General features: G+C 49.8%; 22 protein-coding genes and 1 tRNA gene. 12 read left to right on the forward strand and 11 right to left on the reverse strand.

Going from position 1 to position 22315, the window contains the following annotated elements; translation table 11 throughout:
* Positions 1–148: 148 nt before the first annotated feature.
* On the forward strand, positions 149–1594 hold the full coding sequence (locus BMW71_RS19890; RefSeq protein ID WP_177179715.1) for a S41 family peptidase: 1446 nt from the start codon (positions 149–151) through the stop codon (positions 1592–1594).
* A 325-nt stretch (positions 1595–1919) separates the two neighbouring features.
* Here the strand turns inward: BMW71_RS19890 and BMW71_RS19895 are convergent, their stop codons facing one another.
* The 4 genes from BMW71_RS19895 to proB form a co-directional block, all read right to left on the reverse strand.
* Positions 1920–3143, reverse strand: coding sequence for a DUF418 domain-containing protein (locus BMW71_RS19895; RefSeq protein WP_092177993.1), 1224 nt, complete (start codon positions 3141–3143; stop codon positions 1920–1922).
* Positions 3144–3249: 106 nt separating this feature from the next.
* Positions 3250–3774, reverse strand: a complete 525-nt coding sequence (locus BMW71_RS19900; protein WP_092177995.1) for a DUF1905 domain-containing protein — start codon at positions 3772–3774, stop codon at positions 3250–3252.
* Positions 3738–4988, reverse strand: a complete 1251-nt coding sequence (locus tag BMW71_RS19905; protein WP_092177997.1) for a glutamate-5-semialdehyde dehydrogenase — start codon at positions 4986–4988, stop codon at positions 3738–3740. The genes BMW71_RS19900 and BMW71_RS19905 overlap by 37 nt, the downstream gene beginning before the upstream one ends.
* A gap of 27 nt (positions 4989–5015) precedes the next feature.
* A complete protein-coding gene (gene proB / locus BMW71_RS19910; protein WP_092177999.1) occupies positions 5016–6101 on the reverse strand; it encodes a glutamate 5-kinase in 1086 nt (361 codons plus the stop codon).
* Here proB and BMW71_RS24040 point away from each other — a divergent pair.
* From BMW71_RS24040 to BMW71_RS19920, 3 genes are read left to right on the forward strand one after another with little or no spacing between them, the layout of a single operon-like run.
* Entirely contained in the window at positions 6100–6231 is a 132-nt protein-coding gene (locus BMW71_RS24040; RefSeq protein ID WP_262485681.1) for a hypothetical protein, read from the forward strand. The two genes, proB and BMW71_RS24040, sit on opposite strands and share 2 nt — an antisense overlap.
* A gap of 30 nt (positions 6232–6261) precedes the next feature.
* Positions 6262–7620, forward strand: coding sequence for an alanine/glycine:cation symporter family protein (locus tag BMW71_RS19915; RefSeq protein WP_092178001.1), 1359 nt, complete (start codon positions 6262–6264; stop codon positions 7618–7620).
* Positions 7617–8735, forward strand: coding sequence for a glycerate kinase family protein (locus BMW71_RS19920; protein ID WP_092178003.1), 1119 nt, complete (start codon positions 7617–7619; stop codon positions 8733–8735). Before BMW71_RS19915 ends, BMW71_RS19920 begins: the two co-directional genes overlap by 4 nt.
* A gap of 82 nt (positions 8736–8817) precedes the next feature.
* Here BMW71_RS19920 and BMW71_RS23605 read toward each other — a convergent pair whose 3' ends face one another.
* A complete protein-coding gene (locus BMW71_RS23605; protein WP_143057711.1) occupies positions 8818–9018 on the reverse strand; it encodes a hypothetical protein in 201 nt (66 codons plus the stop codon).
* A gap of 15 nt (positions 9019–9033) precedes the next feature.
* On the opposite strand from BMW71_RS23605, the gene BMW71_RS19925 reads away from it, so the two are divergent.
* From BMW71_RS19925 to BMW71_RS19935, 3 genes are all read left to right on the forward strand, one after another.
* Positions 9034–9588: a hypothetical protein gene (locus tag BMW71_RS19925; protein WP_092178005.1), complete on the forward strand. Its 555-nt coding sequence runs from the start codon at positions 9034–9036 to the stop codon at positions 9586–9588.
* Between the two features lie 222 nt (positions 9589–9810).
* Positions 9811–10566: a class I SAM-dependent methyltransferase gene (locus tag BMW71_RS19930; RefSeq protein ID WP_092178007.1), complete on the forward strand. Its 756-nt coding sequence runs from the start codon at positions 9811–9813 to the stop codon at positions 10564–10566.
* A 170-nt stretch (positions 10567–10736) separates the two neighbouring features.
* The gene (locus BMW71_RS19935; protein ID WP_092178009.1) at positions 10737–12098 is read left to right on the forward strand and encodes a sulfatase family protein; all 1362 of its coding nucleotides are present in this window, start codon (positions 10737–10739) and stop codon (positions 12096–12098) included.
* A 49-nt stretch (positions 12099–12147) separates the two neighbouring features.
* On the opposite strand, the gene BMW71_RS19940 is transcribed toward BMW71_RS19935, so the two are convergent.
* The 3 genes from BMW71_RS19940 to BMW71_RS19950 form a co-directional block, all read right to left on the reverse strand.
* Positions 12148–12224 (reverse strand) — tRNA-Ala (locus BMW71_RS19940).
* A 42-nt stretch (positions 12225–12266) separates the two neighbouring features.
* Positions 12267–12887, reverse strand: coding sequence for a recombination mediator RecR (recR, locus tag BMW71_RS19945; protein ID WP_092178198.1), 621 nt, complete (start codon positions 12885–12887; stop codon positions 12267–12269).
* An 11-nt stretch (positions 12888–12898) separates the two neighbouring features.
* A complete protein-coding gene (locus tag BMW71_RS19950) occupies positions 12899–13186 on the reverse strand; it encodes an ATP-dependent Clp protease adaptor ClpS (protein ID WP_092178011.1) in 288 nt (95 codons plus the stop codon).
* 53 nt (positions 13187–13239) lie between these two features.
* Here BMW71_RS19950 and BMW71_RS19955 point away from each other — a divergent pair, with 53 nt between their 5' ends.
* A complete protein-coding gene (locus BMW71_RS19955) occupies positions 13240–14709 on the forward strand; it encodes a sodium:solute symporter (RefSeq protein WP_092178013.1) in 1470 nt (489 codons plus the stop codon).
* Between the two features lie 2 nt (positions 14710–14711).
* Here the strand turns inward: BMW71_RS19955 and BMW71_RS19960 are convergent, their stop codons facing one another.
* From BMW71_RS19960 to BMW71_RS19970, 3 genes are all read right to left on the reverse strand, one after another.
* Positions 14712–15401, reverse strand: coding sequence for a sugar transferase (locus tag BMW71_RS19960; protein WP_092178015.1), 690 nt, complete (start codon positions 15399–15401; stop codon positions 14712–14714).
* Between the two features lie 317 nt (positions 15402–15718).
* The gene (locus BMW71_RS19965) at positions 15719–16060 is read right to left on the reverse strand and encodes an MGMT family protein (protein WP_092178017.1); all 342 of its coding nucleotides are present in this window, start codon (positions 16058–16060) and stop codon (positions 15719–15721) included.
* Positions 16047–16931, reverse strand: a complete 885-nt coding sequence (locus tag BMW71_RS19970; protein ID WP_092178019.1) for a mechanosensitive ion channel family protein — start codon at positions 16929–16931, stop codon at positions 16047–16049. The genes BMW71_RS19965 and BMW71_RS19970 overlap by 14 nt, the downstream gene beginning before the upstream one ends.
* 82 nt (positions 16932–17013) lie before the next feature.
* On the opposite strand from BMW71_RS19970, the gene BMW71_RS19975 reads away from it, so the two are divergent.
* The 4 genes from BMW71_RS19975 (at position 17014) to BMW71_RS19990 (ending at position 22299) form a co-directional block, all read left to right on the forward strand.
* Positions 17014–17694 (forward strand): SDR family NAD(P)-dependent oxidoreductase, encoded by a 681-nt coding sequence (locus tag BMW71_RS19975; RefSeq protein ID WP_092178200.1) that lies wholly within the window; start codon positions 17014–17016, stop codon positions 17692–17694.
* A 10-nt stretch (positions 17695–17704) separates the two neighbouring features.
* Positions 17705–18391, forward strand: coding sequence for a GIN domain-containing protein (locus BMW71_RS19980; RefSeq protein WP_092178202.1), 687 nt, complete (start codon positions 17705–17707; stop codon positions 18389–18391).
* 514 nt (positions 18392–18905) lie between these two features.
* Positions 18906–21353 carry a bifunctional aspartate kinase/homoserine dehydrogenase I gene (gene thrA / locus BMW71_RS19985; RefSeq protein ID WP_092178021.1) on the forward strand — a complete coding sequence of 816 codons (2448 nt, stop codon included), beginning with the start codon at positions 18906–18908 and terminating at the stop codon, positions 21351–21353.
* A 1-nt stretch (position 21354) separates the two neighbouring features.
* A complete protein-coding gene (locus tag BMW71_RS19990; RefSeq protein ID WP_092178023.1) occupies positions 21355–22299 on the forward strand; it encodes a homoserine kinase in 945 nt (314 codons plus the stop codon).
* Positions 22300–22315 lie beyond the last annotated feature (16 nt).

Consider the following 22315-nt stretch of genomic DNA (forward strand, 5'->3'; position numbering starts at 1 on the left):
CTTTGGTAAAATTGCTGCGTAATTGCGCAATGCTTCCCCCGCATGCATTGGTACAAATGCGAGGAATCGTTATCTTGTTCGGTTTAACTATAGGTCTTTGCCACTCCGGAAAGCGTGGGCGGCTTTCTGAATTATGATTGCGAATACAATGAAAAAATTGATTCCATGGTTTTTGGTGGCAACGCTGTTCCTTATACTAGCCTATTTGGCTTCACGGTCAGAAGCGCCGCTGGATGATTCGGTACGGTTTGTTGATATCGATCGGTATTTGACGAGGCAAGCAATGGCTCAGGATATAGACACCCTCGTTCATACCTTTGAGCGGATTCATCCCTATCCTTATCGGTTTGTTGAAAAACATAGGCTGCGTTCCAGGGTTGATTCGACTAAGGCCCATCTTCCGGATAGTATGACAACGATGCATTTCTGGCGGCTCATCGACCAACTTCTTATCGGCTACAACGATGCACATTCAAAGGTAGAAGATCGCTACGTGTTGGCGGATTACGTAAAAAAGAACCGATATTTCTTTCCTTTTTCTGCTACTGTCAGCCGGGATAAAATACGCATTTCAACACACGATACGTTAGAATATCCCCTGGTAAATGGGACGGAAATCGTAAAAATAAATGGAAAAACCAGTGAACAGCTTCTACGTGATTTAGTTACACACGCTACCAGAGAAACTCCGGCCCTGAAGCGGTTGGAAATTTCAGATGATTTCGGATTTTACTTATGGAAAACCTACGATTGGGGTCCCGATTTTACCATTCACTACAGAACAAAAGAAGACTCCGATTTGGATTCGATCGTAGTCCATGGCATACCTTGGGCACATCGCAAGAGATCGGAAAATCCGGATACCGTTGCGTACACGTTCACATTCCTAACCAATCGGATTGGACTTATGAAAATTTCCGACTTTAACGGGGATGAAGGTGAAGTTCTGGAGTTTTACAGGCAATCTTTCCAGTCAATGGCGGATCGAAATTGCGCGAATTTACTACTGGATTTCAGAGGCCACAGCGGAGGTGCGGATAGCTATGGTGAACATTTGGCAAAATACATTTCAATGGTGCCTTACCGAAAACTTTCCAAAGCCTACTGGAAAATAACCCCCGAGTTCAAAGAAGCATTTGATAGAACGTTTGTCCCAATCGGCCTGCGGTGGTTTACACCAATTTATTTGGTAAACGAGTATTCCCGTGTTTTTTATGGGGCTGATCCGAACGAATTGGTGACAGTCAACTATGAACTAAAAACACCCCTGCCTGAAGAAGAGCGATTTGCTGGACAGGTGTACTTGATTACCAATCACCGGACCTTTTCGGCTGGATCTATCTTTGCTGAAATGTTTAAGTATTACAACATGGGGACCATCGTTGGGCAGCCGACGGGTAATTTAACCTCATTTACTGGCTTTGCGCTGGCAAATTTCACCCTACCGAACTCAACGCTCTCATTTCAGGTATCCTCTGTGTATAATGTGGCAAATTCCAGGGAAGAAGGCCTAAAAACGGTTGAACCCGATATTCATGTCGATGCGGCAGATGATCCTTTGGCCCATGTCATTGAAAATTACATTCGGTATTGACTTGGTACGAGCAGAAGGATTCCGACAGGCCAACGCATAAGGGAAGTAGGGAGCGTACCGTTTCCTATTCGAAACAAAATAAACGCCCGGTTGCTTGCAGCCGGAAACACGTTGGTATTCCATCGCCTGACAATGTTACTTCTATCGCCCAGGCAGGGTTGGAAAATAATTGATCCCTGCCTGCTTCGCACCCGCCGTAGCCAAAGTCAGGCAAATAAAATCCCGGACCGACGTAATAGGGGATGCCGTTTCGGCGCCATGCCATCGATGGGGGAGGGTGGATCGGGTGGAGGCCCGGGAAAAGCCCCGGATGTGGAGCTATTCCCTAGGACTTTTTTATTGGTTGTGCCTTTCCATAAGTTAGGGAGCGCCAGACCCATTCCAGGGGACCAAATCGAAACGAGTCCAGCCAGGGTTTCGACCAGATATATTGAAGCATCCATATTCCCAGTGTGATGCATACCTGCGTTGTTCGATCCACCTGCCCGAACAAACCCAAGCCAACCCCATAAAAAATAAAAACCCCGATGATCGATTGTGCGATGTAGTTGGTCAAGGCCATCTGACCGATGGCGGCCAACCGGCGTTTGATTCCGGCAGCTGCGGCTGATTTCGAAAACAACATCACCGCGCAGAGGTAGCCGAAGCTTTGGGCCAAGCTTCCCCAATAGTTAAAAGACGCTCCGGTAAATAGGGAATAGTCCATCGACCACCCAGCGTGGAAATTCTGTACGATCCCATACACTGTAAGTGGAATTCCGATGGAGAAACCTAGAAGCATTCCTTTCCGATAAAACGAGGTGCTGCGCGATGCCGTTAGAATGTCCCATTTGTACAGGGCCATGCCTATTACCATCAATCCGGAGGCCCGCCACAAAAACAAAACAACGAAAACAAAGGTATGCATCTCCAGTGCAGCCTGCGCATTATGTGCGATTTGCGCGGCAAGGGAACCCGTGACTGCGGCTAGCTCTTCCGCGATCATTTCGGGGGAGGGATGCCAGCCAAGCTCCAATTCCTCCACCACATCCGGAGGCATGAATTGGAGGGAAACCGAGAAAAACAGGTTGATTAAGGTAGGTATGGAGAGGACGAGTAAGCCGATGATCAATAAGGTCCGGGGGGACTTGTTCCGGACCCAAAACACGAGAAATGAACACAGCGCATAGACGACGAGGATATCCCCGTACCAGATCAAATAGGCATGAACGAGTCCAATAATCAATAGCCAAAAATTGCGTTTGAGATGAAACGTAAGCGGCGATTGCGATTTTTGTTCCATGCGGTCACTTACCAGCAACATACCTGCGCCAAACAGTACCGAAAATAGCGTCATAAATTTTTGATCCGCAAAAAGGTGGCTCAGTACCCAAACCCAGTAATTCATTCCTTCGAGATTCCCGTAGGCGGTGGGGTTGAGGTAGGCGGCGCCCGGCATGGATAGGCTTTGGACATTCATAAGCAGGATGCCCAGAACGGCAATTCCACGTAGCAGATCCAATGATTGGATGCGTTCTTGGGCGGTGGTGGGGCTCAATGGAACGGGCATAGGCTGTTGTCAGGTTTAGGGATGGCTGTTAGCTAAAATACGCACCTTTGTTCACTCAAAAAATAGTCTGCCAAAAAAATCCCTCGCCAACTTTCTACCTCCTATCTCAGGAAGAAAGCTTTTCGAGCAGGCGCAGCAGGCGGAGAATCACCGCGGCTTGCTTTTCCGGGGTTTTGGCATCCTCCATGTCCTCCAAATAAAGGGTTTGTTTTTGCAAGGAAAGGGAGCGAAACCGTTCCAGGCTTCCCGGGCTGTCCCGAAAGCAAGCCAACAATTCCTCGGGAATCGCCGTAGGTGTCGGTACTTTGTACAATTTCACCCGGACTTCTGCTCCGGCTTCTTTGCCTAAGGCCTTGCGGATACCGGCATTCACCGGTAAAAAGAGTTCCCGCTTGCCCTTAGGCATCAACCGTACCGTGCCCAGTTCGTACCCGTCCAGGCTGCCACACACGCGCAACATCCCGAAGGGAAACCGGTTTTCGTAGGGCACCTCGGGCAGGGAGACGTAGGTCCACCCCCCTTTTCCAGGGAATTTTTCCAGGACTTTGAGTTGGTCGACCAATGGCGTTACATAGGGATGCACGACCATGTTTTCTAGGGGCGGGTTTGCCCGGTTCCACGAATCAGCCATTTGTAGGAGCACATTTCCTCTAGCGCCATGGGACCCCGGGCGTGCAGTTTTTGGGTACTGATCCCAATCTCGGCCCCCATCCCAAACTGGCTGCCATCGGTAAAGGCGGTGGAGGCATTGGCATAAACCGCCGCGGCATCCACAGCCCGCAGGAAGTGCGCGATGGTTTTTTCGTCTTCAGCAATGATCGCTTCGCTATGTTTGCTGCTGTATTGGGCGATGTGGGCCAAAGCGGCTTCCAGTCCGTCCACGGTTTTGATGGCCATCTTGAGGGATAGAAATTCCGTCCCAAAATGCGTTTCATCCGCAGTCTGAAGCAGGTCTTCCGGGTAAAATCCGGTAAGGGCCTCAAAGGCAGGCTGATCGGCAAAAATCGTCACCCCTTTTTCGGCCAGTGGCCGGGCAATGGCGGGGAGGTCTCCCAGTCGGCTTTTGTCCAGCAGCAGGCAATCCAGTGCATTGCAGACACTTACCCGCCGGGTCTTGGCATTGCAGATAATGGCCGTTCCTTTTTCCAGGTCCGCCGAGCGATCAAAGTAGGTATGGACAATACCCGCACCGGTTTCGATCACGGGCACCTTGGAGTTTTCCCGGACGAACTCAATCAGCCCTTGACTACCCCGGGGAATGATGATGTCCACGTAGCCAACTGCCTGCAGCAACGCTTTTGTGGCTTCCCGGTCGGCAGGAAGCAGGGTGACGCTATCGGTGCTCAGTTTGTTTTTTTTCAGCACGGAATGGATGACTTCCAGGATGGCGGTATTCGACGCATGAGCATCCGATCCGCCTTTCAGCACCAGGGCATTGCCAGTTTTCAGGCAGAGGCTAAAGACGTCAAAGGTCACGTTGGGACGGGATTCGTAGATGATCCCAACCACACCGATGGGAACCCGCACCTTTTGGAGCTTCAGGCCATTTGCCAGCGTTTTCTCTGCGAGGATGGCTCCGAGAGGCGAGTCCAGTTTGGCCACATTGATAAGGTCTTCGGCAATGTTTTCGATACGTTCCTCACTGAGTTTGAGCCGGTCGTATTTGGGGTCGGCTGGATCCATCCGGTCCAGGTCGTCCTGGTTGGCGTCCAGGATTTCCGGGGTGTATTTGATGGCAGCCATGGCCAGGTCATCCAGTACTTTATTGATTTTCGCTTCGGGTACCAGGGATAGCTGCCGGCTGGCGGCCCGTACGTCTTGAAAGGTTTTCTCCAGATTTTTCATAGAAAGGTAAGCTTATACAGCCAACAATCAGTTCGATTCAGAAATGTAAAGGTAATCATAATGGATCAGGGGCCTTTGTCCGCTGAGGCCAATTTTGTCCCGGGCTGTTTCGGCCCCGTATTCGGCTTTGCCCAGGCCGATTCGTTTGCCTTCGGAATCCAGGATCCGTACGATGTCTCCTTTCAGAAAATCCCCGTTGATTGATTGGATGCCAATGGGCAACAGGCTGGTTATTTTATCAGAAAGCAGGGCCCGTTTGGCCCCCTCGTTAATGACGACTTCTCCTTTGGAATAGGTATCGCTATGAGCGATCCATTTTTTATGGTTGTGTTTGGATTTGCCGGGTTCAAAATAGGTACAGCGCAGTTCTTGTCGGAAAAAGTCGATTAAGACGGCGTCTTTTTTTCCATTGGCGATCCACACTTCGATGCCAAGATCGGCCGATTTTTTAGCCATGCTCATTTTGGTCAACATGCCACCCCGACCAAAAGCGGAGGTTTGGGTGGCAATGTATTGGCTGAGATCGGGCATTTTTTGTCCCACATGGGTGATTAATTCGGATTCCGGATCGGAAGGGTGCCCTTTGTAAATGCCGTCCACATTGGTCAGCAAAATCAGGCTGTCGGCATCAATCATGGCGGCCACCAATCCGGCCAGCTCGTCGTTATCGGTAAACATGAGTTCGGTAACAGCTACCGCGTCGTTTTCATTGATCACGGGCACCACCTGATTTTTGAGCAGCCCATCCAGGCAGTTTTTCATGTTCAGGTAATGGGTTCGGTCCCGGAAATCTTCCTTGGTCACCATCAATTGGGCAATGGGATGGCCTTTTTGGGCAAACAATTCCTGGTAGGCGCGGATAAGGGCAATTTGCCCAATGGCCGCCCAGACTTGTTTTCGGGAGACGGCGTCGGTTTTGGTGGCGAGGGACTGCGATTTTCGGCCAAAGGCAACCGCTCCGGATGTAACCAAAACCACCCGTAGCCCTTTTTCTAGTAAAAACGCCATTTGGTCCACCAGATTTCGCATGCGTTCCATGTCCGGACTGCCATCGTCCAGGGTCAGTACATTGGAGCCTATTTTGATGACAAGGGTTTGCGGTTTACGGATCATGGGCAAAAGATTAGCGGGCATTCCCGCAAAAATAGAAAGCTTTCGGCAAATAGGCTACTACAGCAGCCCCATTTATCCCATCGGGCCGGGTGTATTTTCGGATTTTATCCTTACTTTGGAGGAAAAATAAGCAAATTTTGACCAAAAAAACGCACGTATCTTGGGAGAGTTAATCATTGCCTTCAGTAATTGGATTTGGGGCACACCTTTGTTGATTTTGTTGATGGGAGGTGGCTTTTTTATGTTGTTGTATTCCCGGCTGATTCCCTTTCGGGGCTTGCGGCATGCCATGAAAGTGGTAGGGGGCAAGTACGATGATCCGAATGCCTCCGGAGACATCACCTCCTTGCAGGCCCTGTCTTCGGCCATTGCGGCTACCGTGGGCTTGGGAAATATCAGCGGGGTGGCCCTGGCCATTGGCACGGGAGGTCCCGGTGCCATTTTCTGGATGTGGGTCTCGGCATTTGTGGGAATGGCCACCAAGTTTTTCACCTGTACCCTGGCGATCATGTATCGGGGCAAGGATTCCTCCGGGCATATTCAGGGTGGTCCCATGTACGTAATCGAAGAGGGCATGGGGAAGAAATGGCGCTTTCTCTCGGTGATCTTTTGTGTGGCCGGAATCATGGGCTTACTGGCTATCTTTCAGGCCAATCAGCTTACCGAGGTGCTGCGGGTGGTGCTGCTGCGTCCGTTTGGCCTGGACTGGGGACAGACATCCCGCTGGATAATCGGGGTCACGGTCATGCTGCTGGTGGCACTGGTCATTTTGGGAGGCATCCAGCGCATAGCCAAAGTAGCTTCCAGGTTGGTGCCTTTTATGGTGTCCATGTATTTCGTTTGTGTATTCATCATCCTTTTTAAAAACCTGGGTGAGGTACCGTCCATGATCCTGTACATCATCGAAGATGCGTTTACAGGAAAGGCGGTTCTGGGCGGAGCAGTGGGTCAGGTGATCATTATCGGTGCCAGACGGGCCGCGTTCTCTAATGAAGCTGGAATCGGTACCGCCCCCATGGTCCACGGGGCCTCCAAAACCAGCGAGCCTGTGCGGGAAGGTCTGATCGCCATGCTGGGCCCCTTCATCGATACCATCGTGGTATGTACCCTGACCGCCCTGGTTATTCTGGTTACCGGGGTTTGGAAATCCGGTGAACGGGATGGGGTGTTGTTGACGCTTTCGGCTTTCGAACAAGGACTGCCGGGCATTGGCAAATACCTGCTTATGGCGGCTGTACTGATTTTTGCCCTCTCGACCATGTTTACGTACTCGTACTATGGGCACAAATGCTTCAATTACCTGTTTGGTGCCGACAAGGCGGATTATTACAATTACTTTTACCTCATCACGATCGTCGGGGGGGCGGTCACTTCCCTAAGTGTGGTCATGAGTTTTGTGGACGGGATGTACGCCGTGATGGCATTTCCCACCATGATCTCAGCGCTTTACCTCTCTCCAAAGGTGATCGCAGCCACCAAAGATTATTTTGAACGGATGAAGCTTCTCGACGAAAAATGAATTGGTTGATTGCACCAAATGCGTTTAAGGGCACGCTGGAAGCGGACCATGCCGCTGCGATTATTGCGGAGGTCATTGGCAGCTTTCGGCGCGATGATCGCATCGATAGCTGTCCCATCGCTGACGGTGGAGATGGCACCTGTTTTCTGCTGAGCCAACAGCTGGGTCTGGAAAAAGTGGAGGCCTGGGTATGCGGTCCATTGGGCAGGCCCAAGCGGGGCTTTTTCGGATACGAACCGGCCACCCGCTCCGCCTTTTTGGATGTATCCACGGTTTCCGGAATCAAGGGGCTTACTGATTACGAAAGGGATCCCTGGACCTGCAGTACCTACGGGACGGGGGAATTAATCCGGCTGGCCCTGGCGAAGGGTGCCGACCAACTGGTGCTGGGCCTGGGTGGGAGCGCCACCATCGATATGGGGACTGGTATCCTTCAGGCACTGGGCCTGCAGTTTTTGGACAAAAATGGACGGGAACTGATTCCGTTTGCGCCCGGTTTTCTGGCAAAAATCGCACACATACAGTTGCCGGTACGCCTTCCCTCGCTGCGAATAACCTGCCTTTGTGATGTCGGCAATACCTTTTTTGGACCGGAAGGGGCCGTTCCGGTCTTTGGTCCCCAAAAGGGCCTCACCGAACCCAAGCAAGGCCCGTTTTTGGAAGCTGCCGGAAAGCTTTTTGCATTGATGCAGAAAAAGTCCAAATGGGCGCTGGAGGATCAGGCCTGTTTTGGGGCAGCCGGAGGGATTGCATTGGGGCTACGGGCCTTTTTTCCGGTGGATTTGAAACAGGGAGCCCGGTATTTTTTTGAAAAAACCGGTATGGAAGAGCGAATCCGGCAGGCGGATTTGGTACTTACCGGTGAGGGCAGGTTTGATTCCCAGTCGGCCCATGGAAAAGGAAGTTACGAATTGCTGCAGTTGGCAAAAAAAGACGGCAAAAAGTGCTGGCTAATCACCTCTGGTGAGGAGGGCAAGGATGCCGGATTTGACGAAGTACTGCGCCTTCCGGACCTGAATTTTTCCTCGCCAAGGCTGACCCTTGAGGCCGAATCGAATCTACGGGCGGCGCTACTGCAGCGGCTAAACGGTAGTTTGGATGAATATCCGGTGTAGGTGCCGGCACGAATCGTAATTTTTTTTTTCGTTGATCTGCCCCATGCAATGAATAATTTATTTATTTTTAGGCGTCTAAGGTTCAGGAGAGGTAGGTGTACCTGGCCGTCCTGTGGATACCGAAGGAAGAGCGACCGAAGGTGCATGTCACGGATTTGTATCGTTCGTTACGGTGAATGCAAAGCGGTGAGAATACGCAGGATTTGTCTCCAGTGATTTCCCACTCAATAAACTCCGTTGTCTTGATCGCCGGGTTTGGTACACGTGATTTTCTTTTATCCATTAGTTTATAAAAACCATGAAAAAAAGTGTTTTGATCATCGCGCTATTTTTGGCACTACAGCCACTCGCTTTTGCACAGGATAAGATCCCGCAATTCGACACCCGCCACAAGAATATCTACGTGGAGTTTTTGGGAAGTCACATCCTAGCGGGAGTAAATTACGACATGCGGTTAAAAAAAGGTGTCATGGACGGCATTGGGTTTCGGGCAGGGGTAGGCGGAATCTCCACCACTACCTCGGATATAGATTCTGAAGTGTCGTTAGGAATCGTTACCTTTCCGCTGGAAATCAACCATTTGGTTGGAAAAAAGCGAAGCTCTTTTGTGACCGGTGCGGGCCTGCTTCCTGTCTACGCCAGTTTTAGCTCGGAAGCCGGCACCCTGGACGATTACGAGTACATCACCGGCGAAGGATTTGCCGTGGTAGGTGGCTTTCTTTCCATGGGGTACCGGTATCAACCAAAGAAATCGGGCGTTATGTTTCAGTTTCACTGGAATCCATTAATCTTGAGAGGAACCGGCTTTAATGCGGGCTGGTTTGGATTGGGCATAGGGGTTGGTTTTAAGTAAGGGTAGAGCCCGCGAGCTCTTCCCGCTTTCCTGCCGGAATCGGTAAAGTCCCTTAGGCAGTTTTCTTCTGGTTTCTGGCAATCCAACAGACAATTTGGATAAAGTCACTTGGCAATATGGGTAGTAACTCTTTCCGGTTGTGTATCGCTATCCCTACTTTCGCAGGTATGAATCCGACGCAGCGGTGCATTGCGCGGCTTCGGTTGTATACGGTATCAGACCATGGACGAACTGGAATTACTACTTGACTTGCATGTAAAGGGGGAAAGACAAGGTCCGGGAAGTACGGAAGCCACCCTCCGTGCGCTGGAAATGATCACGCTCCCATCAGAAAAAGAGCTCAAAGTAGCGGATATGGGTTGCGGTACCGGGGCGCAGAGTTTGGTATTGGCCGGGCAGCTTACAGGACAGGTAACAGCCGTCGATCTTTTCCCGGCGTTCTTGGACGAATTGACGAAAAAAGCGAAAGAGATGGGGCTGTCCGAAAAAATCGTGACCTGTCAGCAGTCCATGGATGACCTGCCTTTCCGTAAGGAACAATTTGACCTGATATGGTCAGAGGGGGCGATTTACACCATCGGATTTGAGGAAGGTATCCGGCAGTGGAAGGAGTACCTGAAGGTAGGGGGCTACCTGGCTGTCAGTGAAGTTACCTGGGTCAGCTCTAGCCGTCCGAAGGAAATCGTCGAATTTTGGTCTAGGGAATACCCGGAAATCGGCACCGCCGCAACGAAAATCAATCAGCTGGAAGCCAACGGGTACACCCTGGTAGGGTATTTCTTCCTATCTCCCCAAAGCTGGCTATCAAATTATTACAAACCATTGCAGGAGCGGTTTCCGGCTTTTTTGACGCGGCACAAGCATTCGGAACTGGCGAAAAAGGTAGTTGCCGCACATCAGCAGGAAATTAACCTTTACGAACGGCACCAGGCACATTACAGTTATGGATTTTATATAGCCAGAAAGGATGCCCGTTAGCCTTCGGGAGCCTTGTACGGTTTTTAGAGCTGTTTTGTCCGGCGATTTCCGGGTAGCGGACCCAACCTACGTCCCGATAGAGGGCTGAAAAGCGTTCGTTTTTCCCCCGTGATTGGCCGATTATACCTGATCTCGCTAAGGTTATTTGCATATCGCTAAACCCAATACTCATGAAGAAACCATTTCAGTACCTGTTCCTTGCTTGTTACCTATTCGGCTGCCTACCTGCCGTCGCACAAAAAACGAATATTGTTTTCTTCCTGGCAGACGATTGCACCAACTGGGACCTGTCTTCCTACGGTAGTCCGGATGCAAAGACGCCAGCCATTGACCGGCTCGCCCGGGAGGGAATGAAATTCAACCGTTGTTACCAGGCAGCACCCATGTGTTCGCCTACCCGGCACAATCTGCTAACCGGTCTGTACCCGGTAAAAACCGGTGCCTACCCCAACCATACGTTTGCGGAGGAAGGCACCAAGAGCCTGGTTCATTACCTGGAACCGCTCGGGTACCGGGTGGCCCAGGCGGGCAAACGCCACATTTATCCGGAAGAAGTTTTTCCATTCGAATACCTGGGCAACGATAAAAACCCCGATTTTGTAAAAGTGGAAGGGTTTCTACAAGAAGTGACGGCCTCGAAGCAGCCCTTTGCCCTATTTCTCTGCTCCAATGAGCCGCATAGTCCCTGGGATAAGGGAAACCCTACGCAGTACAATGCGCAATCGATTCAACTCCCGCCAAACTTCGTTGATACTCCGGAAACGCGGGAAGCTTTTTCCCGTTACCTGGCGGAAATCAGCTATATGGACGAGCAGGTAGGGCAAGCCCTGGACCTGCTGGAAAAATACGATTTGGATGACAATACCCTGTTTGTTTTTGCAAGCGAGCAGGGCAACAGTTTTCCCTTTGCGAAATGGACCCTGTACGAAGCGGGGGTGAAGTCGGCGCTGATCGCCCGAATGCCCGATCGCATACCGGCTGGTTCGGAGTCGGAGGCCATCGTGGACTATACCGATTTGGTACCGACCTTCATCGAGCTTGGGGGAGGGACGGCACCGGAGCACCTGGATGGACATAGCCTGTGGCCCTTGCTTGAAGGCCGTAGCGAGGCGGGAAAGGATTACTCATTTAGTTTACAGACGACTCGTGGAATCATCCACGGAAGCGAGCATTACGGCATCCGTTCGGTGGTGGATGCCGAGTACCGGTACATTTGGAACCTGACGCCCGAGGTGCCGTTCCGCAATATCGAGACAAACGGAGACCGGGTAAGTGACTGGTACAAGTCCTGGCTTGCGGCTGCGCAGACCGACGAAGGGGCGGAAAACCTGGTAAAGAAATACAGTCATCGGCCAACCGAAGAGCTGTACCACATCAAGAACGACCGGTGGTGCCTGGTCAACCTTGCGGGAGATCCTACCTATGCGGAAGTGATCCGGGAATTGCGTGGGGAATTGCTGGCCTGGATGGAAGCCTGTGGCGACGAGGGACAGCAAACCGAGTTGGATGCCCTGGCCCATCAAAGGCGGTAGCAAGAAAAAACCCTGCGACAGAAATGCCGCAGGGTTTCAGTGGTGATGGTGGTGGAGGATAACGGATTCGAACCGATGACCTCTACACTGCCAGTGTAGCGCTCTAGCCAACTGAGCTAATCCCCCAAATGGGAGTGCAAATATAAATAGGGAAATCCAATCACCAAATTATTCCGTGGAATATTTTATACGCGTCAGGATGCTTCGTCCAAGCGTCACCTCGTCGGTGTATTCCAGTTCTCCGCCCACTGGAATTCCCCGGGCAATGGTACTTATCTTGACACCCTTGTCTTGCAGTTTACGTGTGAGGTAAAAAGCGGTGGTGTCTCCTTCCATGGTGCCGGGAAGGGCCATAATGATCTCCGATACCGGCTGCTCACCATCTGGCTGATCGATCCGTTGGATCAGCGATTCAATTTTCAACTCGTCCGGACCGATGCCCTGAATGGGAGAAATCACTCCTCCCAGCACATGGTACAGCCCGGAATACTGATTGGTGTTTTCGATGGCCAGTAAGTCGGGTAGGTCTTCTACCACGCAAATGATGCTTTTGTCCCGCTTGTTCCCCGCGCAGATGCTACAAATTTCTCCATCGGATACGTTGTGGCAGCGGGCGCAATACCGGATATTCTTTCGTAGGGAAAGCAGGGATTCCGCCAGCGAAACCGTGACGGGTTCGTTTTGTTTGAGTAGGTGTAGTGTCAGCCGTAGCGCTGTTTTCTTACCGATACCCGGAAGGCGGCTGATTTCGGCGACCGCATCTTCTATTAATTTTGAAGGGAAATTCACCAAAGGCGGAGTTAGACAATGGTGGCTTGAATGCCTGCATCGAGAATGGACTCACACATGGGTTTCAACTTTCCAATGCTGCCTTTTTTTACGGAGCACTTGCCTTTGTAATGAATGATCATGGTGCACTGCTCGGCTTGTTCCTGGCTGTGCTTGCAAACCTTGATCAGAATCTTGGTGACGTGTTCGAACGTATTGAAGTCATCGTTGAAAACCACCAGGTCGTGTTCCTCTTTATCTACCTGCTCATCAAGCAATAATTCTTCTGCTGTTTCCGCTAAATGTTCTAAAGGTTTCATTTTGCAAAGTTAATAATTAATCACAACTTTATCGGCCTTTAGCCTGAAGCAATATGGATTCAAATGTAGTAGTAATTGTCATAACGTCCTATTTTTTATTGTTGTTCCTTATTTCCTGGCTTACTTCCAGAAATTTAACGGCAGATACGTTTTTTACCGGTGACAGGCAATCGCCCTGGTTTTTGGTGGCTTTTGGGATGATCGGAGCGTCCCTGTCCGGGGTGACCTTTATTTCCGTCCCCGGGGAAGTGGGTAATAGTAATTTTTATTATTTCCAATTGGTGTTGGGCTATACCGTAGGCTATGCAGTGATCGCCAAGGTGCTGCTTCCTTTGTATTACCGATTGGAGCTGGTTTCCATCTACGCTTACCTGGAAGATCGTTTTGGTTTTTGGTCGTATAAGACCGGGGCCTTTTTCTTTATTCTTTCCCGGACCCTTGGATCGTCCATCCGCGTATTTTTGGTAGCGGCGGTGTTGCAATTGATTTTATTCGATCGGTGGGGAATTCCGTTTTGGGGTGCCGTATTGATCACCGTTACCCTTATCTGGCTATATACGTTTCGGGGAGGCATCAAAACCGTGGTGTGGACAGATACCCTCCAAACGCTGTTTATGTTGCTGGCCGTTGGGGTGAGCATGGTGTTGGTTTCGAGAGAGCTGGGGATTAGCGGTGTCGGCGAATTGGTAGGGATGGTAGCGGATCAGCCCTATTCCCGGATTTTCGACTGGGACTGGCGTTCCGGGACAAACTTTTTCAAGCAGTTTTTCTCGGGAGCTTTTATCGTCATTGTCATGACAGGTTTGGACCAGGACATGATGCAAAAAAATCTCACGTGCCGAAACCTGAAGGATGCCCAGAAAAACATGTTTTGGTTTACAAACATCCTGGTGGTGGTCAACCTGATTTTTTTGGCCTTGGGTGTATTGCTGTACCTATACGCTGCGAAAAATCAATTGATGCTGCCGGAGCGGTCGGATGATTTGTATCCGTTCCTGGCCACCTCGTATTTTTCCACGTTTGCAGGGGTGGTATTTGTATTGGGAATCACTGCTGCCGCCTACAGCAGTGCGGATTCAACGCTTACCGCTTTGACTACTTCTTTCTGCTACGATTTTCTTGAAATCAATAAACGTTATGAAGCCGCTGCTGCCGTTCGAATCCGGAAACAAGTCCACCTTGGATTTACCCTGCTAATGTTCTTTGTAATACTTGCTTTTCGATGGATCAACGATCAGAGTGTGATCAACGCGGTTTTCACCATTGCTGGATATACCTATGGACCCCTGCTTGGGCTGTATAGTTTTGGACTGTTTACCCGTTTTCAGGTTCGTGACAAATGGGTTCCCTACCTGGCCCTGCTGGCTCCCCTGCTTTCTTTTTTGATTTCGTACCAATCCGAGCAATGGCTGGGAGGCTACCGCTTTGGTTTTGAACTGCTGATCCTAAACGGGGCGTTGATGTTTTTGGGTCTTTTGCTTATCCGGCAGAAACCGAATCAGGAAGGCACAAGCCACACCTAAGATCAATACGCCTGGTCCTTATGGAGCAACAAGGAAAGGAATGTCCAGAAGATGATCTTTAGATCCAATAGGGGGGTCCAATTTTTGACATAAAAAATATCCAGCTTGCATCGGGAATAAATGTCATAGAAGTCCCGTGTTTCGCCCCGAAATCCTTTCGCCTGTGCCAGGCCCGTGATTCCGGGTTTGACGGTGTGACGGAACATGAAGTTATCAATTTCCGCAGAAAACTTGTAATTCATGGGAACCGCATGTGGCCTGGGCCCCACGATGGACATGTCGCCTTTGATGACATTGAAAAACTGAGGCAATTCATCGAGACTGGTTTTCCGCAAAAATCTTCCAATTGGAGTGATTCGGGGATCATTCTTTGTAGCCTGCACGGTATCTGCCTGATCGTTGATATACATGGTCCGGAACTTGTAACAGTAAAAAGGAACGTTGTCTTTTCCATGGCGAAGCTGTTTGAAAATCAGCGGACCTTCGGAGGTGAGCTTAATCAGCACCCCAATGATGGGGAATAACCAGGAGAACACAAACACCACCAAGGTAAAACTGATCAGCAAGTCCAGCGTTCGTTTGATAACTTGCTGGGATTCATCGAAAAATACGACCGGGAACGAGCGTACCTTCCTACCTACGCGGTGTATTCTTTTTGACTTTGGTTTTCTCTCTGTGATAGTAGAGGCCATATGGTAGTTTTTTACTAATTTTTGAATTCAACCTCCCCAACCATTATCATGCCACAAAACCAATGATGGAATTTTGTCTTTCTAAAAATGTATTTCAAAACTAGATTAAAGAGGTTTAATTTCCTAATGTTTAATGGATGTTTTTGATAATAATAATCTAAATCGACGAAAAATTAACAAAAAGTTAATTTTTAAGACTAAATTTTATACATTCTATAAAACGGTTCGTACCTGTCTACCTGTCGAAAGTTTGCCTTTTACATGAAAAAGCTTGTACAAAAGAAAGGAACGGTATTTTTCAGGGTTTTGACTGCTATCTATCGAAGATGGAGTTGTTGGGAGGGGTCCCAAAACAGTCGGTCAAAGTCCTTTACGCGGTCAGATTCGACCGCGATACCTTCTTTTTCAAGCAGCCGTTGCATGGCTTGCGGGTCGGAGAAATGGTGTTTGCCGCTAAGTAGCCCCTGCCGGTTGACTACCCGGTGGGCGGGGATGTCCGTTTGCTGATGGGAAGCATTCATGGCCCAACCCACCATGCGGGCGCTTCCTTTGCTGCCGAGATAGGCTGCAATGGCTCCATAGCTGCTCACCCGTCCCGGTGGTATCAGTCGGACTACCTGATACACCAGTTCAAAAAAGTTGGTTTTATCTTGCTTCATGTTCCAAATCAATAAGGGTTTGATTGATTTTCCTTCTGATTTTCTTTTCTGCCTCCCTGGACAGTGTATTGAGTTGGATTTGAAGTTTCATTTTAATGGCTTCTTTCCGTACTTCCATTGCTCGCAAGCTGAGCCCGTCCTGCTTTACTTCGTGTTTGAAGGGTTTTAGAACCGCTTTTAGCGTTTCTTCCATCCGATCCACGTTGAGCCCCGGACGATTGCCGAGTTCAAACTCGAAGGTCAGCCTGCGTATGCTTTGGCGGCTGTGGTTAACTACCTGAAAAGAGAGGATCAGGCTGTTTGGAATCAGCACCAAATCTCCGTCGTCGTTCATTAGCACCACATTGAGCAGTGTGATGTCTTGTATTTTTCCTTTCTGATCGGCTACCTGAATGTAATCGCCCAGGGTGATCTGATCCGAAAACATGATGATCAGCCCGTTGAACATGTTGGTGATGTAGTCTTTGGATAGGATGGCGATGGCTGCTGCTACTAGCGCGATGCTACCTAAAAATTCGATTGGCTTGATCTGAAAAAAGATCATCAAGGCAAACAGGAAAAAAACCACATTCAGCAGGTTGGCAATGTGATTGATCCCCAGTACAAAATTGGAGTAAAGGGACTCGGACTTCTTTTTTCGCAGGTAAAACCGGACCAGAAACAGCCTTCCCAGCGAAACCAGTAGGTTGCCTGCCAGAAGAAAGATCAGGGCATCCATCAGGGAGGATAATCGACGCAGCAGGGGCTCTTTTTCCCAATCCAGAATTTCCTGAAGAAAAAACAAGCTCATGTAGGCGAGAACCTTCACCGCAAAGGCGATGCGTCGTTTGCGTTCGTTTGCCTCTAGCGTGCTTTTTCCCAATTCGACCATGTTTCTTAAAAATAAATCTTAATTTTATGTTTTGGCTTTCGCCATGCAAAAGTACCAGATTGTAACCAAACTAAATAATCGCATGAATAGAAATATTATCATTACGGGAAGTGCTGGGAATTTAGGTAGGGCAGTAGTGAGTAAATTTAAACGAGAGGGGTTTCACGTGATCGCAGTCATCGAGCCCGATAGTGGACACGAAGTAGAGGAAGCCGATGATACCTATCAGGTGGACGTTACCGACGAATCCTCAGTGGCAGCGTTTGCGAAAGAGTACCAGTTGCAGTACGGGGACCTGGAGTGTGTCGCATTGTTGGTAGGCGGGTTTGGGATGGGCGGCATCGAAAACACCGGGACCAAGGACCTGGAAAAGATGATTCGGCTCAACTTCTTCAGTGCCTTTAACATGGTAAAAAACTTTCTCCCGATCATGAAGAAAGCCAATAACGGCACCTTTCTTTTTGTAGGGGCCAAACCTGCTTTGCAACCCAACGAGGGAAAGGACGTCGTGGCCTATGCGCTGAGTAAGGGATTGGTGATCGATCTGGCAGAATTTATCGCCAACGAGACAGCCGATCTTAAGGTGCGGTCGCACGTGTTTGTTCCCAGTATTATTGATACTCCACCCAACCGCGAGTCCATGCCCGATGCGGATTTCGGTCAATGGGTAAAGCCTGCTGAGATCGCCGAAGCCATGCATTATGCGGCAACCAATACAGCTCTTCGAAACATGACCTTTAAATTGTATGGTGGTGTCCATTAAAAAAGCAACTATGAATGGTATAAAAGTATTCCCTATCCTTGCGGCGCTGTGTTTTTCCACCCTGCTTCAGGCCCAGACCGTTTCCGAATCGCGCAGCCTTTCCGCTTTTGATCAACTCCTGATAAGCAATTCCATTGAAGCAGAGCTTGTTGCTGGTGATCAATACGAAGTAACCATTACTGCATCTGGAATCGACCCCGGGAATGTAGAAACAAAAGTGAACAAGCGAAAATTGGAAATCTCCGTTCCCGGTAGCAACCCAAAATCCAGTTCCGTAAAAGTGGTGCTTACCTACGTCAAACTGGACGATGTAGAGGTGGATACAGGGGCGCGGGTGATCCTCAAAAATGCCCTGGAAAGTAAGTCCATACGGCTACAGGTTGCTAGCAACGGCTACCTGGAGGCGGAAGTGATTGCGGATGATCTGTACCTACGTGCACAGACCAATTCAAAAATGTATGTCAAGGGTAAGGCAAATAACCTGGACTACAATGCGTTTACAAATGCGGAAATCGATGGCGAAGGCCTGCAGGTCACCCATGCCGAAGTGCGCACAAATACCAATGCTTCCGGTTCTTTTGAAGTGACAGAGTCACTCAAAGGGTCGGCAGCCACACGGGGTCGGGTAAAATACAAGGGAACGCCTAACGTCATCGACATCAAAGAGACTGTCGGAGGAGCCATCGAAAAATGGTAGGCAACGAGGGGTGCGGCAAGGGAATTGCCTCTCACGAAGCAAGTCGTTGCTGCCCTGTTTCCCAGTTCGGGCCGGTTTTTTCGTCAATAGCCCGACGCTACTTCGAACGTTTTGGTGCTGAGGTCGGGGTTTTGGGACAACAGCGGGATGTCTTGCCAGGTAGCAGCGCGGGTTACCTGCCTATTGCATGAAGGGTGCGGAGGATCGCTAGCATTCGCAGCGGTAATCCCGCTGCTGTACATGGTTCTGCGGGCATTTCTACGCTGAAAAACTTGTGATATATAAAATTTGTCCTTAGAATTGTCCCTTCAAACAAAGAAGCATGGTTTTCGCAGTAAGAAGTAGTTTCCATTACACGGCTTCCGGGGCAATCCGGACAGCTGACTGCCGTATTTTTTCTACCGGTACCACCACGACCATCACGGGATAATCCCGAGAAACGATGCATCCTTTCCCAGTCCTAAAAGGTTTCTCACAGCCTTTTCTCTTATAGTTTAACCGATAAAAAGTAGCAATGAAAATAGTAAAATTCGGAGGTTCGTCAATCGCTGATTTGGATAGCATCACCACCGTGCTGTCGATCATACAAAAAGCATCGCAAGAGGAAGAGTTGGCAGTGGTTTTTTCTGCCTTTGGGGGAGTGACGGAAAACCTGCTGAAATGTGCCCATTTGGCCAGGCAAAACGATCCGTCTTACCAGGCCTTGCTGCTGGACATGGAGAAGAGACACCTGCAACTGGTAAAGCAACTGATTCCGGTACAAAAGCAATCCAGTGTACTGACCTATGTTAAAGTGCGGTTTAACGAATTGGAGGACCTGTACCATGGCATTTTTCTGATCAAAGAATTTTCTCCGCGTACTTCTGATTACGTGGTGAGTTTTGGAGAGCGTATATCCGCATTTGTTCTGGCAGAGGCATTGAAGGTGGCTGGACTGAATGCCCGGTTTGTGGATGCCCGAGACCTTATCCGTACCAACGATCGGTTTGGCAACGCCAAGGTTATTTTTCCGACTACCAATCAGTTGATATACGATTATTACTCCAAAAATAAGGGCTTGTTGGTAATTACGGGATTTGTGGCATCTACGGACAAAGGGGAGACCACTACCCTGGGAAGAAGTGGGTCGGATTACACCGCCGCCATTTTTGCAGCCGCCTTGAAGGCAACTAGCCTGGAGATATGGACAGACGTATCCGGGGTGATGACAGCAGACCCCAAGCTGGTGTATTCGGCCATTACGATCCCCCAGCTTAGCTACAGTGAAGCCATGGAGTTGTCTCATTTTGGTGCAAAAGTAGTCTTTCCTGCCACCATGCAGCCGGCCATGCGGCGAAAGGTGCCTGTTTACATCAAAAACACCTTTCAGCCCGAAGCCGAAGGTACGCTGATTTGCGAGACCTCCGAAAATACCAAATTGATCAAAGGCATTTCCTCCTTGAGCCACATCTCTCTGTTAAATGTACAGGGCTCCGGATTGGTCGAGGTTGTGGGCGTTAGTAGTCGGGTATTCGGTACCCTGGCAAGGGCCCAGGTAAATGTGGTGCTGATAAGCCAGGCCTCTTCCGAGCACAGCATCTGCATCGCCATAAAAAGTGACGATGCGGACCTGGCCAGGGAAGTGCTGGAATCCGAATTTCATTACGAGATTCTGGCCGGAGAAATGGATAAGGTGCAGATCATGCCAAACATGGCGGTGATTGCCGTGGTCGGAGAAAACATGAAGCATCATCCCGGCGCAAGCGGACGGTTATTTCAGGCATTGGGTAGAAACAACATCAATGTCTCCGCCATTGCACAGGGAAGCTCCGAGTTGAATATATCGGCGGTGATCAAGCAATCCGATTTGCAAAAAGGACTCAATGCTTTGCACGAAGCCTTTTTTCTGTCGGACAACAAGGTACTCCATGTATTCCTGATTGGAGTAGGTCTGATCGGGAAGGCATTGATTAAGATGATCCAAAGTCAATTGGCTAAATTGCAGGAGGAATACATGCTGGATATCAAAATCCACGGCTTGGCCAACTCCCGATTCATGTCCTTCGATGAAGATGGATTTGACCTGTCTACTGTTCCTGTCCCCGCCGAGAAAGACTTGCCGATGAATCTGCAGGTTTTTCTGAATACCATGAATAGCATGAATTTTTCCAATTCCGTGTTGGTGGATTGCACCGCCAGCCAGGAAGTGGCGGATACCTATGAACGCGTGCTTGAATCCAAGGTCGCCATTGTCACCCCAAATAAGAAAGCCAATTCGGGACCACTGGAAAAATACAAAGTCCTAAAAAAGCTTTCGGGTCAGCGAAACATCAAGTTCCTCTACGAAACGAACGTGGCTGCCGGGCTTCCTGTTATCAATACCCTGCAGGATTTGATTTTAAGTGGGGATAAGGTGATCAAGATCGAAGGGGTGCTGAGTGGTTCGATGAATTACATTTTCAGCGAGCTGAGTAAAGGTGCGCCGTTTAGTGAGGTGGTGGCTCAGGCCAAAGAAAAAGGCTATACCGAACCAGATCCGAGGGACGATTTGAGTGGAATGGATGTGGCCCGAAAAATTCTAATCCTGGGGAGGGAAGCCGAACAGGAATTGCATTTCGAAGACGTCTCTGTTCAAAGCATGGTGCCCGAGGATTGTGCCCACCTGGACTCGGTTGATGTGTTTCTCGAGAAGTTAAAAGACCACGACGGCCATTTCAAACAATTGCTGGCCGAGGCCGATCAAAAAAATGAGAAGCTTCGGTTTATGGCGGTACTGGAAAACGGAAAAGCCACGGTAGGGCTCAAGTCGGTGGATAGCACCCATCCCTTTTATTCACTCGTCGGAAGCGATAACATGATCCTGTTTACCACCGAGCGCTACCACGAGTTTCCGATGATTATCAGAGGGCCGGGCGCCGGAGCGGATGTTACCGCTGCGGGCGTATTTGCAGATATCATCCGATTAGGAAATTATTCAAGGTAAAATGGAAAAGCAAAAAGTGACCGCATTTGCACCGGCTACTGTAGCGAATGTATCCTGTGGTTTTGACATATTGGGCTTTGCGGTAGAGGATTTGGGCGATAAAGTATCCGTTTCTCTATCCGATATCCCGGGGATACGCGTGACCCATATTGAAGGAGATAAGGGGAAGTTGCCCTACGAAATCGAAAAAAACACCTGCTCCGTTGCGATTCGGGCCATGACAGAGGCACTGAATTTCGAAGGAGGGCTGGAAATCGAGCTTTACAAGGGCCTACCCCTGGGAAGCGGTATGGGTTCCAGCGCAGCCAGCGCCGTCGCAGCACTCATGGCAGCCAATACCCTCCTGGGAAATCCCTTTGAAAAAAAAGATCTGCTACCATTTGCCATCGAATCGGAGCGAATAGCCTGCGGGGCCGGACATGCCGATAACGTCGCTCCGGCACTTCTGGGAGGATTCGTTTTGATCCGGGAGTACCATCCGCTTGATGTCATCCCCCTACACGTGCCGCGGGGCCTGTACTGCACCCTCGTGCATCCCCATCTGGTGCTAAATACCTCCGATTCCCGAAGCGTATTGCGGAGAAGTGTTTCCCTTCAGGATGCTACTACCCAGTCTGGTAATATTGCGGGGCTCGTGGCAGGATTGTTTCAGGAGGACATGGCCCTGATTAGTCGCTCCCTGAATGACGTGATTGCGGAACCTTCCCGCTCCGTGCTTATCCCGGGCTACGATGAAGTTAAGGAAGGCATCAAGCCTGCAGGTGCGTTGGGTTGCGGGATCTCGGGTTCGGGACCTACGATTTTTATTCTTTCTCCTTCGGAGGAGATTGCCTGGGAAGTAAGCCGCCTGGCCCAACAAGTATTTGACACCATGCAGCTCCCGATTGATTTGTATGTTTCGGCCATCAATACCCGGGGCGCCTATATACTTGAAGAGGAAATTTGAACCACCGTCCCTACAG

Origin of the sequence: Cyclobacterium xiamenense, from assembly GCF_900109255.1 — a bacterium.
GTDB classification, from domain to species: Bacteria; Bacteroidota; Bacteroidia; order Cytophagales; family Cyclobacteriaceae; genus Cyclobacterium; species Cyclobacterium xiamenense.

What these genes read in the sequence shown, in the direction of transcription:
- BMW71_RS19890 (WP_177179715.1), top strand. Translation starts at nt 149, where the DNA reads ATGAAAAAATTGATTCCATGGTTTTTGGTGGCAACGCTGTTCCTTATA.
- BMW71_RS19895 (WP_092177993.1), bottom strand. Translation starts at nt 3,143, where the DNA reads ATGCCCGTTCCATTGAGCCCCACCACCGCCCAAGAACGCATCCAATCA.
- BMW71_RS19900 (WP_092177995.1), bottom strand. Translation starts at nt 3,774, where the DNA reads ATGGCTGATTCGTGGAACCGGGCAAACCCGCCCCTAGAAAACATGGTC.
- BMW71_RS19905 (WP_092177997.1), bottom strand. Translation starts at nt 4,988, where the DNA reads ATGAAAAATCTGGAGAAAACCTTTCAAGACGTACGGGCCGCCAGCCGG.
- BMW71_RS24040 (WP_262485681.1), top strand. Translation starts at nt 6,100, where the DNA reads ATGGGCAAAAGATTAGCGGGCATTCCCGCAAAAATAGAAAGCTTTCGG.
- proB (WP_092177999.1), bottom strand. Translation starts at nt 6,101, where the DNA reads ATGATCCGTAAACCGCAAACCCTTGTCATCAAAATAGGCTCCAATGTA.
- BMW71_RS19920 (WP_092178003.1), top strand. Translation starts at nt 7,617, where the DNA reads ATGAATTGGTTGATTGCACCAAATGCGTTTAAGGGCACGCTGGAAGCG.
- BMW71_RS23605 (WP_143057711.1), bottom strand. Translation starts at nt 9,018, where the DNA reads ATGGATAAAAGAAAATCACGTGTACCAAACCCGGCGATCAAGACAACG.
- BMW71_RS19925 (WP_092178005.1), top strand. Translation starts at nt 9,034, where the DNA reads ATGAAAAAAAGTGTTTTGATCATCGCGCTATTTTTGGCACTACAGCCA.
- BMW71_RS19930 (WP_092178007.1), top strand. Translation starts at nt 9,811, where the DNA reads ATGGACGAACTGGAATTACTACTTGACTTGCATGTAAAGGGGGAAAGA.
- BMW71_RS19935 (WP_092178009.1), top strand. Translation starts at nt 10,737, where the DNA reads ATGAAGAAACCATTTCAGTACCTGTTCCTTGCTTGTTACCTATTCGGC.
- BMW71_RS19950 (WP_092178011.1), bottom strand. Translation starts at nt 13,186, where the DNA reads ATGAAACCTTTAGAACATTTAGCGGAAACAGCAGAAGAATTATTGCTT.
- BMW71_RS19955 (WP_092178013.1), top strand. Translation starts at nt 13,240, where the DNA reads ATGGATTCAAATGTAGTAGTAATTGTCATAACGTCCTATTTTTTATTG.
- BMW71_RS19960 (WP_092178015.1), bottom strand. Translation starts at nt 15,401, where the DNA reads ATGGCCTCTACTATCACAGAGAGAAAACCAAAGTCAAAAAGAATACAC.
- BMW71_RS19965 (WP_092178017.1), bottom strand. Translation starts at nt 16,060, where the DNA reads ATGAAGCAAGATAAAACCAACTTTTTTGAACTGGTGTATCAGGTAGTC.
- BMW71_RS19970 (WP_092178019.1), bottom strand. Translation starts at nt 16,931, where the DNA reads ATGGTCGAATTGGGAAAAAGCACGCTAGAGGCAAACGAACGCAAACGA.
- BMW71_RS19975 (WP_092178200.1), top strand. Translation starts at nt 17,014, where the DNA reads ATGAATAGAAATATTATCATTACGGGAAGTGCTGGGAATTTAGGTAGG.
- BMW71_RS19980 (WP_092178202.1), top strand. Translation starts at nt 17,705, where the DNA reads ATGAATGGTATAAAAGTATTCCCTATCCTTGCGGCGCTGTGTTTTTCC.
- thrA (WP_092178021.1), top strand. Translation starts at nt 18,906, where the DNA reads ATGAAAATAGTAAAATTCGGAGGTTCGTCAATCGCTGATTTGGATAGC.
- BMW71_RS19990 (WP_092178023.1), top strand. Translation starts at nt 21,355, where the DNA reads ATGGAAAAGCAAAAAGTGACCGCATTTGCACCGGCTACTGTAGCGAAT.